The 15727-nt window shown below is 43.6% G+C and carries 16 protein-coding genes; 13 read left to right on the forward strand and 3 right to left on the reverse strand.

The window, feature by feature from the left end; genetic code table 11:
- Positions 1 to 8 precede the first annotated feature (8 nt).
- The 7 genes from ACM6JA_RS02230 to ACM6JA_RS02260 all read left to right on the forward strand — a co-directional run bounded on the left by ACM6JA_RS02230 (position 9) and on the right by ACM6JA_RS02260 (position 7331).
- Positions 9 to 893, forward strand: a complete 885-nt coding sequence (locus ACM6JA_RS02230; RefSeq protein ID WP_414850986.1) for a hypothetical protein — start codon at positions 9 to 11, stop codon at positions 891 to 893.
- Positions 894 to 991: 98 nt separating this feature from the next.
- Positions 992 to 1777 carry a CsxC family protein gene (locus ACM6JA_RS02235; RefSeq protein WP_414850987.1) on the forward strand — a complete coding sequence of 262 codons (786 nt, stop codon included), beginning with the start codon at positions 992 to 994 and terminating at the stop codon, positions 1775 to 1777.
- A 231-nt stretch (positions 1778 to 2008) separates the two neighbouring features.
- On the forward strand, positions 2009 to 2425 hold the full coding sequence (locus ACM6JA_RS02240) for a MerR family DNA-binding protein (RefSeq protein ID WP_414850988.1): 417 nt from the start codon (positions 2009 to 2011) through the stop codon (positions 2423 to 2425).
- A 2-nt stretch (positions 2426 to 2427) separates the two neighbouring features.
- The gene (locus tag ACM6JA_RS02245) at positions 2428 to 2703 is read left to right on the forward strand and encodes a hypothetical protein (RefSeq protein WP_414850989.1); all 276 of its coding nucleotides are present in this window, start codon (positions 2428 to 2430) and stop codon (positions 2701 to 2703) included.
- Positions 2704 to 3002: 299 nt separating this feature from the next.
- Positions 3003 to 5516, forward strand: coding sequence for a hypothetical protein (locus tag ACM6JA_RS02250; protein WP_414850990.1), 2514 nt, complete (start codon positions 3003 to 3005; stop codon positions 5514 to 5516).
- A 172-nt stretch (positions 5517 to 5688) separates the two neighbouring features.
- The gene (locus tag ACM6JA_RS02255; protein WP_414850991.1) at positions 5689 to 6888 is read left to right on the forward strand and encodes an MFS transporter; all 1200 of its coding nucleotides are present in this window, start codon (positions 5689 to 5691) and stop codon (positions 6886 to 6888) included.
- Positions 6889 to 6965: 77 nt separating this feature from the next.
- On the forward strand, positions 6966 to 7331 hold the full coding sequence (locus tag ACM6JA_RS02260; protein WP_414850992.1) for a MerR family transcriptional regulator: 366 nt from the start codon (positions 6966 to 6968) through the stop codon (positions 7329 to 7331).
- Positions 7332 to 7378: 47 nt separating this feature from the next.
- On the opposite strand, the gene ACM6JA_RS02265 is transcribed toward ACM6JA_RS02260, so the two are convergent.
- Complete coding sequence (locus ACM6JA_RS02265; protein ID WP_414850993.1) at positions 7379 to 8137, reverse strand: SDR family oxidoreductase; 759 nt, start codon at positions 8135 to 8137, stop codon at positions 7379 to 7381.
- Between the two features lie 150 nt (positions 8138 to 8287).
- On the opposite strand from ACM6JA_RS02265, the gene ACM6JA_RS02270 reads away from it, so the two are divergent.
- The 5 genes from ACM6JA_RS02270 to ACM6JA_RS02290 all read left to right on the forward strand — a co-directional run bounded on the left by ACM6JA_RS02270 (position 8288) and on the right by ACM6JA_RS02290 (position 11328).
- Positions 8288 to 8719: a hypothetical protein gene (locus ACM6JA_RS02270; protein ID WP_414850994.1), complete on the forward strand. Its 432-nt coding sequence runs from the start codon at positions 8288 to 8290 to the stop codon at positions 8717 to 8719.
- Between the two features lie 16 nt (positions 8720 to 8735).
- On the forward strand, positions 8736 to 9191 hold the full coding sequence (locus ACM6JA_RS02275) for a DUF2628 domain-containing protein (RefSeq protein ID WP_414850995.1): 456 nt from the start codon (positions 8736 to 8738) through the stop codon (positions 9189 to 9191).
- 34 nt (positions 9192 to 9225) lie between these two features.
- Complete coding sequence (locus tag ACM6JA_RS02280; protein WP_414850996.1) at positions 9226 to 9627, forward strand: hypothetical protein; 402 nt, start codon at positions 9226 to 9228, stop codon at positions 9625 to 9627.
- 78 nt (positions 9628 to 9705) lie between these two features.
- Positions 9706 to 10347 (forward strand): hypothetical protein, encoded by a 642-nt coding sequence (locus ACM6JA_RS02285; RefSeq protein WP_414850997.1) that lies wholly within the window; start codon positions 9706 to 9708, stop codon positions 10345 to 10347.
- 45 nt (positions 10348 to 10392) lie between these two features.
- Positions 10393 to 11328 (forward strand): DUF4261 domain-containing protein, encoded by a 936-nt coding sequence (locus tag ACM6JA_RS02290; RefSeq protein WP_414850998.1) that lies wholly within the window; start codon positions 10393 to 10395, stop codon positions 11326 to 11328.
- Positions 11329 to 11608: 280 nt separating this feature from the next.
- Here the strand turns inward: ACM6JA_RS02290 and ACM6JA_RS02295 are convergent, their stop codons facing one another.
- Together ACM6JA_RS02295 and ACM6JA_RS02300 are read right to left on the reverse strand one after the other, a co-directional pair.
- A complete protein-coding gene (locus ACM6JA_RS02295; protein WP_414850999.1) occupies positions 11609 to 12640 on the reverse strand; it encodes a hypothetical protein in 1032 nt (343 codons plus the stop codon).
- Between the two features lie 154 nt (positions 12641 to 12794).
- Positions 12795 to 14189 (reverse strand): hypothetical protein, encoded by a 1395-nt coding sequence (locus ACM6JA_RS02300; protein WP_414851000.1) that lies wholly within the window; start codon positions 14187 to 14189, stop codon positions 12795 to 12797.
- A 234-nt stretch (positions 14190 to 14423) separates the two neighbouring features.
- On the opposite strand from ACM6JA_RS02300, the gene ACM6JA_RS02305 reads away from it, so the two are divergent.
- On the forward strand, positions 14424 to 15725 hold the full coding sequence (locus ACM6JA_RS02305) for an AAA family ATPase (protein ID WP_414851039.1): 1302 nt from the start codon (positions 14424 to 14426) through the stop codon (positions 15723 to 15725).
- The last annotated feature ends 2 nt before the right edge of the window (positions 15726 to 15727 follow it).

Genomic DNA, 15727 nt, shown 5'->3' on the forward strand with positions numbered 1-15727 from the left:
GTATTTTGATGGAAAGGAGTGAGGACATGCCGAACGACAAGAAAAATCCTAAGAAAAGAAAGCCAATGCTTAACCATCGAGACTCCTTGAAAAAGTCGAGTGCATCACTCCCGCTCCTCTTTGTCGCACCGAAGGAACAGATGCGGCCTCAGGAAGGTACCATGGATAAGCAGAAAGTGTTTCGCTCCAAGAAACCTAAGGGAAAAAGAAACCATGCGCCTCCGCCTCCGGTCAATCAGACAGCTACTGAACAAGTCACACCGCAGTCGACTTCTTCCACTCCTCCCGCCGCCATGGATGCCAAGGATCTTACGCAAGAAAACAGCAGTGCTCAGCAAGAACTGATTCAAGCAAAAGTAGTCTACGTGGAACGTACGGGTCAATCGTTCATGCAGGTTGCTTTTCTAGAAGAAATTTGGGACGTAGAGTGGGCCCATTCCTTACGTGTGCCTTGGAAGCTTGATTGGAAAGAGGTTGAATGCCAAAGTAAGATCGATGTCCAACACGTTCGCCACGATGATAGCAAAAAGATTGTCTGGCTGTCAGGTGAGTTGGAAATCAAGGGTTTGGGGGTCACTGTCCATTCGGAAAAAGTAGAGCATGAAACGATTCGCATTCCATTTAACTCGACAGTATTACGACCATCCTTACCGCAAGCAAATGTAGGAACAAGCGCAATTCTCCTCACAGCACCAGCTTGTCCGACGAATAGATGGGTAGAGACGGGTGAATGGCAAATCACAGTTATGGCAGATCCGCTCACCCATTCGCAATCAGATTGGAAGGAGTTCAGCGGCTTGGCAACCATTAGCGGTCGAGTATGGTGGTATCGGAAGCAGCTGGTTCCCGTTCCGCCTCCATACATAACGAAAAAGGTAAACAGTCTTTTCTAGAAAAAAGGGCAGATAACGCTTGGCATCAGCCAAATCCATATTGAATCTAGTCCATATAATATAAAGAGAGTAGGTTGGTGATAAAGGAGAGAGTAAAAATGGGTATACATGGCGATGGCTGTAAATGTGGCCAAACTCAAGTTACGCAAAATAGCTGCACGGTGGAAAACGCCCGTGTGTTCGGAATGGCTTCAACCGAAACCATTTTTCCTAAAACGATTAAAGTACCTGTAACATTGGCAGAAACAGCTGTTGTCGTATGTGTGGAGGCTAATGTCCATTTGGAGAGGCCTGCACTTGAGATTATTCGGGTATTAAAGAGTGTCATTCTGGAGCAATGTGAGCTGGTTCCCACATTCAACCCGTTGTCTGCAAAGTTGTTCGTCAGTGGTTTTATTCGCAAAAATATCGAGTACACCACAGTCGATCAAGTAACGGGAACTGCTGTATGCGGTGATGTACGACATACAACGGCGCTGATACCATTCGATTTCTGTACGGATTTGACCTTTCCGGCTACAGGACCGACTTTGCAACTGGCACCAGATTTCGAGTCACACGGAGAATATTTGAATAAATTGGGTCATGCGGCAAAGATTAACGTAGGTTTGTTCGGCAACCGAAAAGTTTACAACGAGAGACCGTATTGTGAGCTGGTATTCACGGAATTCACCGAATTAGACATCGGTTTGGAAAATAAGCGGTGCAAAGACACAACCAAAACATTCTCGACCGTCCGTGAAAAAATCGTCCTGCGTCTTGGGCTGAAGGTTTTGCAAGATCAACAAGTTCCAATTCCAACAACACCACCACCGACACCACCACCAAAACCGACATTTCCGCCACCTTGCAAACCGATATGTCCACCTAAGAAAAAATGGTAGTACTGCTGTAGAAAAAAGAAACATAGAAGAAGTGCCGATGAGACTTCGTGGAGCATTATTACATGCTGACTGGAAGTCTCATTTTGTTACATAATTTGGTATGATGATGACCGCCTAGCTTGTACCTTCGAACAATGGGTGTCAGAAATCAGGCAGTACTTTATTCAACCGTTTTTCTGATTGACTCTGTACCTAACTACAGCCTTTATCATAACGATTGAGGAGGAAAATATGGATGGGTTGACCAGAAGCCAAGTGGCGAGTGAAGCCAATGTGCATATGGAAACAGTCAGATACTACGAAAAAAGGGGACTTATCGCCGCAGCTCCCCGCAATAAATCCGGCTACCGCATGTTCCCTCACCAGACCGTTACGGACATTCTATTTATTAAACGTGCACAGGAAATTGGCTTTACCTTAGAAGAGATCAAAAACCTCTTGAGTCTGTACAAAAATGACGAAGTGCTGCCGACCCAGGAAATGCACCAGATGGCCCTTGCAAAAGTAGAAGAAATCAACAAAAAAATAAGCCAGCTACAACATTTCAAAACATTATTAGAGGAAGTCACGAATCGTCCTCCATCGATGTGGTCCCACTCAAAGGAGCAATGCCCAATCATGCAAAAATGTGCGAAAGGAGAGGAGTAGACATGGGAGCAAAAATCGAGATATTTGTAGATGGTAGTCATTCCAGTCCTGCCTTTGTGGAAAAGGTCAAAGCGTTATGCTGTTCCAAATGCGAGGTCGTCGTGCTTAACAAGCTGGAACAGAGTGTCGAAGGCGAATTTGAAGAGAAAACGAAGGCGTATGGGATTGAAGCATTGCCAGCGGTGACGATGGATGGGAAAGTAGTCGATATGGCAAAAGTGAATGCGGTAAAGAAAGAACATGAACGGCAAATTTTCAAGGATGCGGATACGCTGTAATAGGAATGCGGAAGAAAAAGTAATATGCATTAATGACAGCAACGGTTCAAAACATAAAAAAGATAGCCCTACACCTTGTAAAAGTAAGTTAGGTGAAGGCCATCTTTTTTTCTGAACTTCGTGCTGGATGTCGCTCAGTAGGAAGTAGCATAAGACGGACAAGCAAAACTCGAAGCTCATACTGAAAAACTGTGGTCGCTCCATGAAATGGAGAGAACTACCAGTAATTTTATGACCTTTAACCTTGTAAATTTAATTATATAATTACACAAAAACCAAATGTTTCCAGGAGGGACTTTATGAAAAAACTCTCATTTTTTCTTCTTATTATCTTATTTTTTACTTCTATCTTTATAACTCCAGATCTTACCTATGCCAAACAATTGCCTATATCTCAAAACAATATAACAAAATTGGTTATTCATTCTTCCATCAACAAACTTACGATTCGAGGCACTCCTAATGCTAGTTCTATAGATGCTAATTTAACAACTATAAATAATCTGGATAATATAGACTTTAACTTAACTCAGGATAAGGATATAGCATATTTATCAATAAATCGAAAGGTTGAAAAAAGAGAAATAATAGATCTATTAATTACTTTGCCGCCTAGCTTAACTATCGAAATTATCGATAAAAAAAGCATCCTTGAATTATATGATCTTTCTGGAGAAATATCTATTACTGATAATGAAGAAGACATTTATGTTGAAAATACAAGTAATTTTTCAATAAAAGACAAATCAGGGAATATAAAAGTCAATAATAGTAATCTTTTGGATGCTCCAAGCTCAAATCAAACATTAGAAATAGAGGATGGCTCTGGTAGTATTGACTTAAGAAATATTAATAGTTCCATAAAAATAGTAGATAGATCCGGTGATGTTCATGTTAGCAGAGTCCATGGTAATGTTGATATTACAAATGATGCTGGTAATATAACTGTTAATAATGTTAAACAAAAAGTCATTATTGATGATGGATCCGGCGATATAAATGTAGAAAGAGTTGGGGACTTAATTCTTAAAGAAACTGGATCTGGAAACATAACCTATGATAAAGAACTACTTATCCCTTCCCCCTCCCTTAGACTTAGTTCAATGATTAATATGTATGAGGGCATTTATATACAAAAAGATGGTGGTGATAAAACTCCATTTAATTCACCATCACCAATTGATATAGAACCAAATTCAAACATTGTAATTTCTATTTCAAACTATAAAAATTCAACATTTGATAATTTTCATTTTGATACAGACTCAAGTTCACTTATCCCTAGTTTAATTAGAAATATAGGGGAAGGCGCCTCAGTTACTATAAATATTGATAATAGCGCCAATGTAGAACTTTTAAATACTCTTATTGTAGGAGAAAAAAACTACGATGAAAATGATAATATTATTGAAGATACATCTTCTATAGAGCCAGCTTTGATTAAAGATTTAATAATTGGGACGATTGTTTCTAAAAGTAGTGTAAACGTAAATATCAATAATTCAGCAAATGTTACTTTAGCTAATAAAGACTCTACATTACATATCGGGGGTGGAAGTTTGATTGAAAGTGTTATAAACGTACTTTCTGATTCAGGTTCCACAACTATTAACTCTGAAGAGATTAATGTGAATATTACGAATAGCGCTAACATCGAATCAAAATCAGGTGCAAATGAGGGAATAGTTAGAATCTATAAAGGGCAATTAATTAATGAAATTATAGATGGTAGAGTAATTGCAAATAGCAAAATAAATCTTAATATTGAAAAATCCAGTAACGTATCATCAAAATCAATTACCATTATGGATGGTGAATTAATCGATGAATTAATTGACTCTGAAGACATTAAATCTAGTGAAATTGAAGTGAAATTTGTTGATACTGGAAACGTTAATGTACTGACTAAGGTAGAAGTAAAAGATGGTGAACTTATTGATGAAATACTTGATATGGAGAATATTTACACTTCAACTATACGTGTTAATTTATTAAGGACTTCAAATGTTACTAGTCCCATATTATCTGTTTATGAAGGTGAGTTAATTGATGAAACCTTAGATGGTGAGGGATATTATACTTCAAATATTCAAATAGATTTTAATGATTCTTCAAATTTTTATGGAAAACAGTTGTTTATTGAAGAAGGTGAATTAGTTGACGAGGTAATCGATAGTGAAATTTCTAATGCTTCTACAATAAAAATAAATCTGAACAATACTAGTAATATAGATTGTGAAGAATTAAAAATTATCGAAGGTGAACTTATTGATGAAGCTGTGGATATTGAGGATGATTTTACCAATACAGTTATGGATCTTACCATGACCTCATCAGCTAAAGTTTCTGGAAATAAACTTGAAATTATTGGTGGTGAATTAGTTGATGAGATAGTAGATGCAGCTAATGGTATACGAAGTAGCGTTAATATTTCTATAAATGATACAGGAAATTTCGACAAAAAGGGGTCTCAACTTAGCGAGGTTCTCATAACAGATGGTGAATTAATTGATGAAATTTTAGATGTAAGTGAATCTATTTCTGTGTCAAGTGGAAATGTAAATATTGAATCAACAGGAAATGTCACTTCTGATAAAGTTATCCTTACAGACAGCCAATTAATGGATGAAATAGTTGATGGACCTTATGTCGGGGGAAGTACACTGAATGTAAATGCTACCAATTCAGCTAACGCAAAAACACCTTCGTTAACCCTTCTAGGTGATAGTATTTTACTACCTCCTATTGATATTGACTCTATAGAACGATCAAATATTATTTATCATGTAAAAAGTTCTGGAGTTCACCTATAATCCTCTCCTATCAAGGCACTCGATTTATTATTCATTTGCTTAATTGATCAAGTGGAGCGACAAACAAAATCCGTTTCGGGGCATAAACTCTCCGTTCTTAGGTAGTAGCGTTCACGCATTTCTTTTACGATTTTTATAAAAAGCGTGCGCTTTGGAAGGAGAAGGATGTGCGATGTTTCGAATCCGTTTCAGTATATTTTTGAGTGTATTTGTCGCGATGGTGGGGTTGATGATTATTGCCCCCGTAATGCCGCCGCTTATCCGTGAATTAGGACTCAGTGAAATTCACTCTGGCATCATTATTTCACTCGGTTCTATTGCAATGGCTGTGATGGCACCTGTCTGGGGGCGGTTAAGCGATCTGAAAGGAAGGAAAGCGGTTATTGTCATTGGTTTCCTTGGCATGTTTGTGAGTTATGTCCTGTTCACAGCGACCATGTATGCAGGATTATCGCAAATAATAAGTGGCTGGCTTCTCGTTGTATTGCTCATTGTGGCACGCGGATTGATCGGTATGTTTATCCCGGCAGTTCCATCTGCCGCGCAGGCGTATATAGCGGATGTAACGAGCGAAAATGGTAGAGCGGCAGGAATGGCCTTAATCGGTGCAGCCAATGGGATGGGTCTCGTTCTTGGTCCAGCGATTGCTGCAGCCTTTGCGCTGATCGGTCTGATTTGGCCGTTATACATTGGTGCACTGTTGCCGCTAGTCGCATTAGCCATTGTATGCTTCTTGATTCCGGCTCAAAAACCCATTATTCACGAAAAACCTCCCAAGGTGAATCCTTTTCAAAAAGGTCTCCTCCTATATTTGTTTGCCGGTTTGGCAACGATGCTCAGCATTATCACCTTACAAGTCGTTGGAGGGTTTTATTTTCAGGATCAGCTGTCTTTGACAACAAAGGAAACCGCCAGAATGTTATCAGTAGGCCTTATGATTTCTGGCGTAGCGATGATCGTCACACAAGGACTGCAAATGAAAAATCCAAAATGGCAACCTAGATCGCTCATTCTTTTTGGGGCGGTGCTTTTAATAATCAGCTTGTCTCTCTTTCTTTTCTTCATCAATGTGATCGTCTATTACGTGGCATTTTTCTTGTTTGGTGTCGGAGCTGGGCTCACGATGCCAGGATTTATGGCAGGGGCTTCCCTTGCCGTTTCGCGTGAACAGCAAGGAGGCGTTGCGGGACTTGTGGCATCGGTCCAAGGAATTTCCGCTGTAATCGCACCGATTCTCAGCACAAGTCTTTACCAGCTGAATAAATATCTGCCTTTTGCTGTAGTAGCATTAATTGTGATGCTGATGGGGGCGACATTGCTTTTCGTCAAAAGCAGGTCAAAAATCAACGAAAATACAATCATAGATTCGTAATCAAAAACGATATGGATACCCTGACATTCTGGCATATAATTGGGATAGCATTCTCATACAGGGAGGTCCTTTGCTGCGTGAAAATAAGCGAATTATCCCAATTAACCAATGTCAGTACCCGGTCGATCCGCCATTATGAAGAAAAGGGCTTGCTACAGGCAGAACGACTGGAAAATGATTACCGTCATTTCAATGAATCGGCAGTCAAGCGTGTCAAGATGATTCAACTGTACTTGAAGCTGGGGTTAACAGCGGATGAAATCAGAACGTTGTTCAGAGGGGAAGTGGCATCTCCCGACGATTACGAATATTGCGAGGAAATGCTGGCGACTTACGAACAAAAGCTCAGCAGGGTGAACGAACAGATTGAGGCACTTCAGGAGTGGAAGAAAACGCTGGAGAGGCAAATATTAATTACACGTGGAAAAAAGGTTACGAGCTAGTTCACAGTCACGGCCCCGAAGCGATCAGCTGCTCCGGGGCCGTCTTTTTACAATGAATGCAAGTTTTGACCGATGCCACCATCCACAGTTAGCCGCGCACCAGTCGTAAAGGTAGCGTCAAAGGCGAGGAAAAGCACCGCTTTCGCCACTTCTTCTGATGAACCATGACGTTTCATTGGTGTAACCTTATCGCCAAGCTCTTGGAAGGTAGCGCGTTCTGCATCCGTGAAACCGGCAACTCCCATGGAAGGCGTATCAATGAAACCGGGACTCACGACATTGACGCGAATACCCTTGTCTAGCAGCTCCACTGCAAACCCGGAGGCCAAGGAACGCAATGCCGCTTTGGATGCACTGTATACGCTCATGCCGGGGTAGCCGCCTTCATCTGCTACGGAAGATGTAAATACGATCGAACCCCCTTCATGAATAAGCGGCGCCAATCGCTGAACGGTGAAAAATGCCCCTTTCGTATTTATCTCAAAAATCCGATCGTAGGTCTCCTCAGTGACTTCCAAAAACGGTTCCAGAATGGAAGTGCCTGCATTCACATGGAGAAAATCGATCTTGCCAAAATGCTTTTCAACATAATCTCCGAATGCCTGCACATCCTTCATGTTCGATACATCAGACACCACAACATGTGCCCGTTCGCCCAGCTCACGTTTTGCTTCTTCCGCATTTTTCGGATTGCGACCAGAGACGATAACCTCGGCGCCGCCTGCCAGCAATGCTTTTGCCACGGCCAAGCCCATACCATGTGTACCTCCAGTTACGACAGCTTTTTTCCCTGTATAGTTTTTCATTTTTGTTCCTCCTTGAGTGAATGAGTTATCTTTCTGAATGTAGTCTAAACGTTCACGCTAATGTGAAGGTCAAGTGAGATTTGGTATCAGTATTTAGAAGGTAGACATAAAAAGACACTAGGCTCGTCCAACTAGTGTCTTTTTGCGTAGATGGCAAATGCATATCACGATCCCATCAACAATTGGGTTGAAGTCGAATGGCTTGGTTATTTTTGGTATAATGAGTGGGCGTTGCGGCTTGGATTCAAATTTGAAATGGAAGTGGCTGTCGTGCTCATGATCAACCTGGAGGATTTTCCTCACAACAAAGAGAGTCTTCTTCGACTACTTGAAAAATCAAGAACAAGTAAATTTTCCCATGAAGAAATGGCAAAATGGTGTTGGCTGTTTTGGTCTAGATGGCGCTCAGATGAAGAAGATTTATTTGCGAAAACAGACGAGGAGACAATCGATACAGCAATTGAGATCGGAGAATGTTGGGTGGACATACCTCAGAACGGAATCCAAATCATCATTTTCGATGAGGAACAAATAGAAAAATGGATAAGTCAATTACAAGAGGATCGAGATAAAGATAAATAATTTTGGGGGAGAAAGCTTGGACACTCATCTTACACTGAATTTCTTGTCCGCCTATGTCCACCATCATAAGTACTATTTGGAGGCTTGGCGGACAAAAGGACTCTCATGGAATTGGGGAGCAGCACTTTTTGGCGTAGCATGGTTTGCCTATCGGAAGATGTATGGATGGGCGACCGTTATTTATTTGGTGAACCTCTTTGTGGGTTTTGCCTTGGGTGCAATGGCACTCGATGATGCTACCCTTAATGAAGTGTACGTACTCTTTGCATTATTTCAACGCGTGCTGTTTGGACTGATTTGCAATTTTTTATACTATGTTTCGGCTGTTCGGAAAATAAAAAAAGCGCACAGTAAAAATGCCTTGCTTGATTTAGAAGAGACAAGAAAGCTTGGTGGCGTTAGTGTTCGCGGCGTAGTAGTGGTTGTGTTGGTCAATATTGGCTTTAGTCTGCTAGATTTACTACTCACATAGTGAAGAGAAGTTCCTCATTTGGGGAGGGGAAATCATGGGGGTAGCTTATAAGTTGCATTGTGAATGTTGCTCATACAAGCTAATTGTATACGTGGGCGTTGGGTTCAGATATAGTTATTTGAGCGAAATCGAAGAATGGTTCGAAGATCAAGCTGGCAAGGAGCGAATCCGAGAATTTATGAAGGACGATCGTACAAAGTATAACTGCTTCCATGGTCTATATGCTTGCGAAAAATGCAAATACCTGCTAAATGCCCACTATTTGCACTTACAGTCGGACACTGATTCGTATACACAAAGCTATGATTGTCCACGATGTTCAGAGAAAATGCCATCTATACCGATTGACAAGGAGCTGGATCACGGGTATTCGCCGACTTGTCCCGAATGCGGGGAGGAAAAGTTGGCCGTGGAAGGTTTTTTGGATTGGGATTAGGGGGAGAATCATTTGATTTGTTTGGGGCAGCAATTTGCTGCGATGAACCAGATATCTAAATCGTAAAGGTGGATGCAAATGAAAAGTTGGCCAAAGCCTTTCCTACAACCTGAAGTATTAAAACAGCGCATGCTCGTCCTAAGCGCACTGGATATCGTATTGTGTCAGGAGGAATGGCTGCGCAGATATCAGTTCGATCCACAATGGGATGAAAACACAGCATTCGCAAGCATTAACAACGGATCGGGAGACGATCTTTACATCCTGTTCTCCACCGAAGGCGTTATTGTAAAAGGGTTCGATCATGAATCGGAGATGAGTCCGCATGCCAGGGAAGAATACGAGGTTTGGCCTGGCATCTATGAGCAAGTCCCTCCCGCTTTACTTCATCGACTCGATGACGAAGCGTTAACCAAGGAGGACGTTACATTTTGCTTATGGCGAGAATCTACTGATCACGAGTGGAAAACAGGATACGTACAAAATCCGCAAGGGCTAGATGATGGATCAGATTTTTTGCTTGGGATGATATATGACAGTCCAGATGACTATGTAGAGTGGGCAGAGGACTACTACGAGGTGAAGGTCCCACTTGATGTAGTTGGTTTCACGTTTACAAATACTTTTATCACCAAAGAGATGATTATGGTGCTGAATCCGGAAGTTGATCTTGAAGTGGCGATGAAGGAGCTTCAAGAGATCGGATTTACAGTTACGTAAAGTATGCCATGACTCATAAAAATACAATGGAAAGAAGATGACGAGATGCCAAAAGGTATGTATTCTCAAGGAGTTGCCGTTCTGCTGTCAACGGCGGTTCCGATTCACAAAATAGCAGACAAGCTCAAGGATCAATTCGAAATTGCAAACATCGTGGAAACGTTCGACCAATGGGTGTTCAGCGGCCCTAGCTTGCTTATTCCGTACCGTCCAGAAGTAAACGGATATATTCAGGTCGATGTCGTCGATAAGCCTTGGCCGGATAGTATGGGAGACCCGGCAGAAGATACGATGCTGTTTGGCGCTTGGTCGATGGGCTTTTTCGGACCGTTTACGTTTTCGAATAGCCTTGAGCGGGCAGCTCAGCAGTCGTGGGGATATCCCGAAGGGCGGCACGCCGCATCTGAGCACGGAGCGTTTATCCGTATACGTTCTTCTTTCGTGTTGGGGGAATCGGACGATCAGGCTCCAGTACTGCCTGAGGATTACGAAGCGCTTCCGGAGTTGATGACTGTCACTGCCATTGCTGAGTCGCTGTTGAAAATGCCAGAAGCCCTTTGCTTTTTTAATCCGAATGGGGAGTGCGTCGCGTCTGCCGAGCTGATGCAAGAGCTGAATCAACGTTATGAGCAAATACAGCTCCTTCCGCTGGAGCTGTGGTCCAATGTCCGGTTGTTCAATCTTCCGGAAGGATGGCTCTTGATGGATACCGTCGGCATGCAGCAGTTGGATGTGATCGATCATGAGGCGGTATTTAATGGGGATGCCTACGATCCGAATGAGGTCGCGAGTTTCCTGCGTAATATTTCGAACTATGTATACGAGAATGGTCCTGTTATTAATGACGGCGATACAACCGATGGGCCGGGTGAAGAAATTTGGAAGTGTGTCTTGCTGGAGGAAGGGTTGGCAAGCCCTCCGCGTGATGTGCTCCGCTGGTATCCGTTGGATGGAAGGGAAAAGCCTGCGGGATTGGAATAAATGAAGGCTAAGAGTGAAGGACATGGTCCGATCACTCTTTTTTTCTTTCTATAAAATCGAATTGCGCACACATCCAACAGTAGTCTGATACAAAGTAGTGACAGTGCCGGAAGATTTGCGTACGTTATGTGAGGGATTTTTGTTTTCGTTCGTGTTTATTGGCAGTATCTTGCTTTTTGTTAAAAAATTCTCGGGGGTAATACTTTTGGCAAGAGTGTGTCACTCTCTCAAAACCGAACGATAAGTATCAGACTATCTTATCCGAATGACAAGCACACGTTTAAAATCTATGCCGAGGAATAGTCCCGGGAACCGAAATCCGACAGAGCGTAGACAACCCCAAATACCCAAACAACGGATACAAAAACATGAGCAACTGACTATACCCAATCAGGCACAATACGAAAGAAGTAGAGAATAAATACAAGTAAAGACGCGATTCCGGAACGTCCAATAATTCACGCAGCTGCTGACCAATCCCGAACACGTTGGAAATGAGTGTAGTAAAAATCTCGGAATAGAGCACGAAAACAAAGAATAGCTGGAGCCACTCGTTCCATTGGTCTGTTACAAAAAGTATCGGGATATTCATGAGACGGACGTCGTCCCAGTTGGCCAACATGGCAGTATGGACGACGAGGAGCATAAATCCAAGCACGACTCCGCCAATGACGGCTGCCCGAAACAAAACGACCTTTTCGCGGATCGCATAGCCGATCGGGATGAGAACGGACTGGGCCATAGCCAGATTAAAAGATACGTATAAGACTGTTTTCCATAAGAAGGAATAATCGGATGGGGGTGAAAGAGGCATGGGGGATTCTGCGGTGCCATCCAGCAAAATGAGCAAAGCGAACAATAACATGGACGGAACGACAATCGCATTCACGACGAGTAGTTGCTCCAACCCTTTACGCAGAAGCAACAGAGCGAACAAAACGGTGGCTGTGGTCCCGACCAAATATGGAATATCAAACTGCTCCTCCAAGACCGAACCCGCTCCTGCCAACATGACAGTCGTTACGCCAAAAAGGGTGAGAAAGACCAAAATATTCATCGCACGACCAATCAGCGGTCCAAACAGTTTTTGATTAAAGGATTCATAGGAGGGTGTGCGCAAATGATGAGCGATTAGCATCATCTTGTAGCCCAGCCAGACAAAAAGAGAGGTGGCGAGCAGGATGCCGATTGTTCCGGCATGACCGTAAGCGGTGAAAAACGCGAGAATTTCTTGACCGCTCGCAAACCCGGCGCCTACGACTGTTCCAATGTACGTTGCTGCGACCTGGATACTTTTTCCCCACAACTTCATACTGGTTTTTTCCTTTCCCATCCAAATAGATGCTAGTACAAGTGTATGAGTCTCGGAGAAAAACAGAATGAGAAAACTCGTCTCTCTCATAACCTAACCTAGAAAAAAGCGAATGGCACGTGACCATTCGCTTTTTCGTATAGATACCGACATTTTACAGAAGAAACATCGCCACGATTGTCGTCACCAAAAGTCCGATCGCCACGGGATACAGATTGCGTCTCGCCAGCTCAAATGGGTCTACTCCGCAAATCGCCGCAGCAGGAATCAATGCCCAAGGAATGATCGTTCCACCGCCGACCCAGATGGCGGCAATTTGTCCTAGCGCTGTTAATGTAGCCGCCCCAGCACCCAAAGCAGTTGCGAATAGTTGAGCCAAAGAGCCAGCCAGTGTAATACCCGAGAACCCTGAGCCATCCAGCCCTGTAATGACTCCTACTGCTGATACAGTAAGAGCAGCTACTTCCTTGTTAATGGGTATCGTCTGTGCAAGCGCCACGCCGAGGTCGTTCACGATTCCGTGTGAACCCTGCGGCAGGACCTCCCCAAACACCTTGATAAACCCACTGTCGCCCATATAAAAGAAAGCAGCAATCGGGATGACCGGACCAAATACTTTAAAGCCGAACTGAAAGCCTTGAATGAGATGTGTGGTTACTTGTTCGAGACCACTTTGTTTGTGCGCGAGCATCGTTGCGATAATGAGAATGAGCAAGGCGGTTCCGCCCACAAGCGCCGTTGCATCGCCTCCGCGTAAATCAAAAGCAAACATGGCCACGACATCGAGGATAAATAATACCGGTACGAGTCCAGCTAACGTACGACGCACGCCATCTGACAAAGGGACTCGTGCGGAAGTAAAAACATCATCGGGTACGACTGTCTCTTTGGGAGACGCAAGCACGCCGAGCTTCATGTCCTTTTTCAAATACCAGAATGCGATTGCAGTCGTCACGACGCCCATAATGATAACGAGAGGGACACTGGCCGAAATCACGTCCGAGACAGGAATTCCTGCGGCTTTGGCCGTTAAAGTGGGAGCCCCTTGAATAATATAATCGCCAGACAGTGCAATCCCGTGTCCAAATAAGTTCATCGAAACGGCGACACCCATCGCCGGCAGGCCAGCGCGCAATGCCACGGGCAACATGACAGCACCGATCAGTGCGACAGCTGGAGAAGGCCAGAAAAACCAGGAAATGACCATCATGACAATCCCGATCACCCAATAAGCCAATGTAGGATTTCGAACCAAATGGGTCATCGGCCGAATCATCGTTTCATTTACGCCCGTATCCGTCAAAACGTGACTCATGGCAACGATGATACAGATAACTAAAATGGTCGGCAATAGCTCGGTAATCGCGTAGATGAAGCTACCGAATATTCCGCCGACGGCTGTTGTCACAGAACCTGTCGCGACGAACCCGAGGATCGCTATGCCTACGATACTAATCAGACTTGTATCTTTTCGCAAAACCATTACGAGAATAATGCCGATCACGAACAAGACATACACACCATGTATCCACAAAAGCTCGATTCCCATGTCGCACCCTCCTTTTTCGTTACTCCGATGAAAGTACCTTGATGTGACAATATATGCGAAAAATAGGCCATGGGTGAACGCACACCGTAGAGCGGACGAGTGAATCAACTGGGAAACTGGCATTTTTGTCCATGATATGCCACTATTAATGTATGACGAATACTTGGGTTCCAAGCAAGAGAGGGGGATCGGCACATCGACGTCCTTAACCAGTCCGTCGTGCAGCCAACTACGATGAATTCGACTACACCCATCCAACGTAAAATGGACCAGGCAATTGAGCTTTTGGAACGTCGTTTCCTGGAAAGAAGTGAATTGATTCGCCTTTTAATGCTTGGCATCATGAGCGGGGAAAATGCTTTGTTAATCGGTCCGCCGGGAACAGCCAAGTCTCAGCTAGCACGATCTGTTTCTCAGCTTTTCGGATCGGAACATTGGTTCGAGTATTTGCTTACCCGTTTTACGACTCCCGATGAGATATTCGGTCCAGTCTCTCTTCAACAATTGAAGCTGGATCAATACGTACGAAAAACAGCAGGCTATTTGCCCAACGCTCAGTTTGCGTTTTTGGACGAAATTTTCAAAGCGAACAGCGCGATTCTGAATGCGCTGCTTTCTATATTGAATGAACGAATTTATTTCAATGGCAGAGAAAAAGAGGAGGTTCCGTTGCAGTTCTTAATCGCTGCATCGAATGAACTTCCCGATGACGATGATCAATTGACCGCTCTTTATGACCGTTTCCTGTTCCGCTATGAGGTTCACTATTTGAAGCATGCTTCCAGTTATGAGCGCATGTTTTCATTGCCAACGACGCCTCTTCCTGTTGTGTTCTCTCTGTATGACGTGAAGGATATTCAAGCGGCAGCGAAGCAAGTGGTCATTCCAGAAACCATCATTTATTTTCTATACCGTCTAAAACAAGACCTGGAAGCAAAAGAGTATGTGCTCTCCGACCGTCGTTGGAGCAAAATTGCGCATGTATGGCGTACTTCTGCTGCCTTGCATGGACGTGACCAGGTGACAATCTGGGACACGGTTTTCACTCCGCATATGCTGTGGAATGTTCCTGAGGACTTGACGGTCATGCAAGAAGCGTTTGAACAACAATTTACGGAAATGCTGAAGAATGATATGGAGAACGAATTGCCACTCCAGCGCTTCGGACAAATTGCAGATAAATGGAAGGAAAAAGAATCGGAGCTGCATGCCTTCCAGTTTAAAAAGGAAGTGGGTGCAAAGCTGGGCAAGGAAGCGATGGAGCGCAATGTCCGGTTGTTGGAGGAGAGTCGCGATGAGGTAGAAGAGACGGCGCGAGACTTGCGTAATCGTCTCATTCAGTGGGAGAAGCGGGAGCACGATCTGCATGCCTATGTCCTGGAAAAAAACCGCTTGATTCCGCATGTAGAAAAATACGCGGTCAAATATTCGTACCTGCGAATTGAAGGCGAACGGATTTTGCAGCAGCTACAGCGCACGTATCGGACGATTTTTGACAAGGAAATCCCCGGGGCGGATTATGATTTTACGTTGTAGGG

Source organism: Brevibacillus sp. IT-7CA2 (assembly GCF_949767855.1).
Lineage (GTDB): Bacteria > Bacillota > Bacilli > Brevibacillales > Brevibacillaceae > Brevibacillus.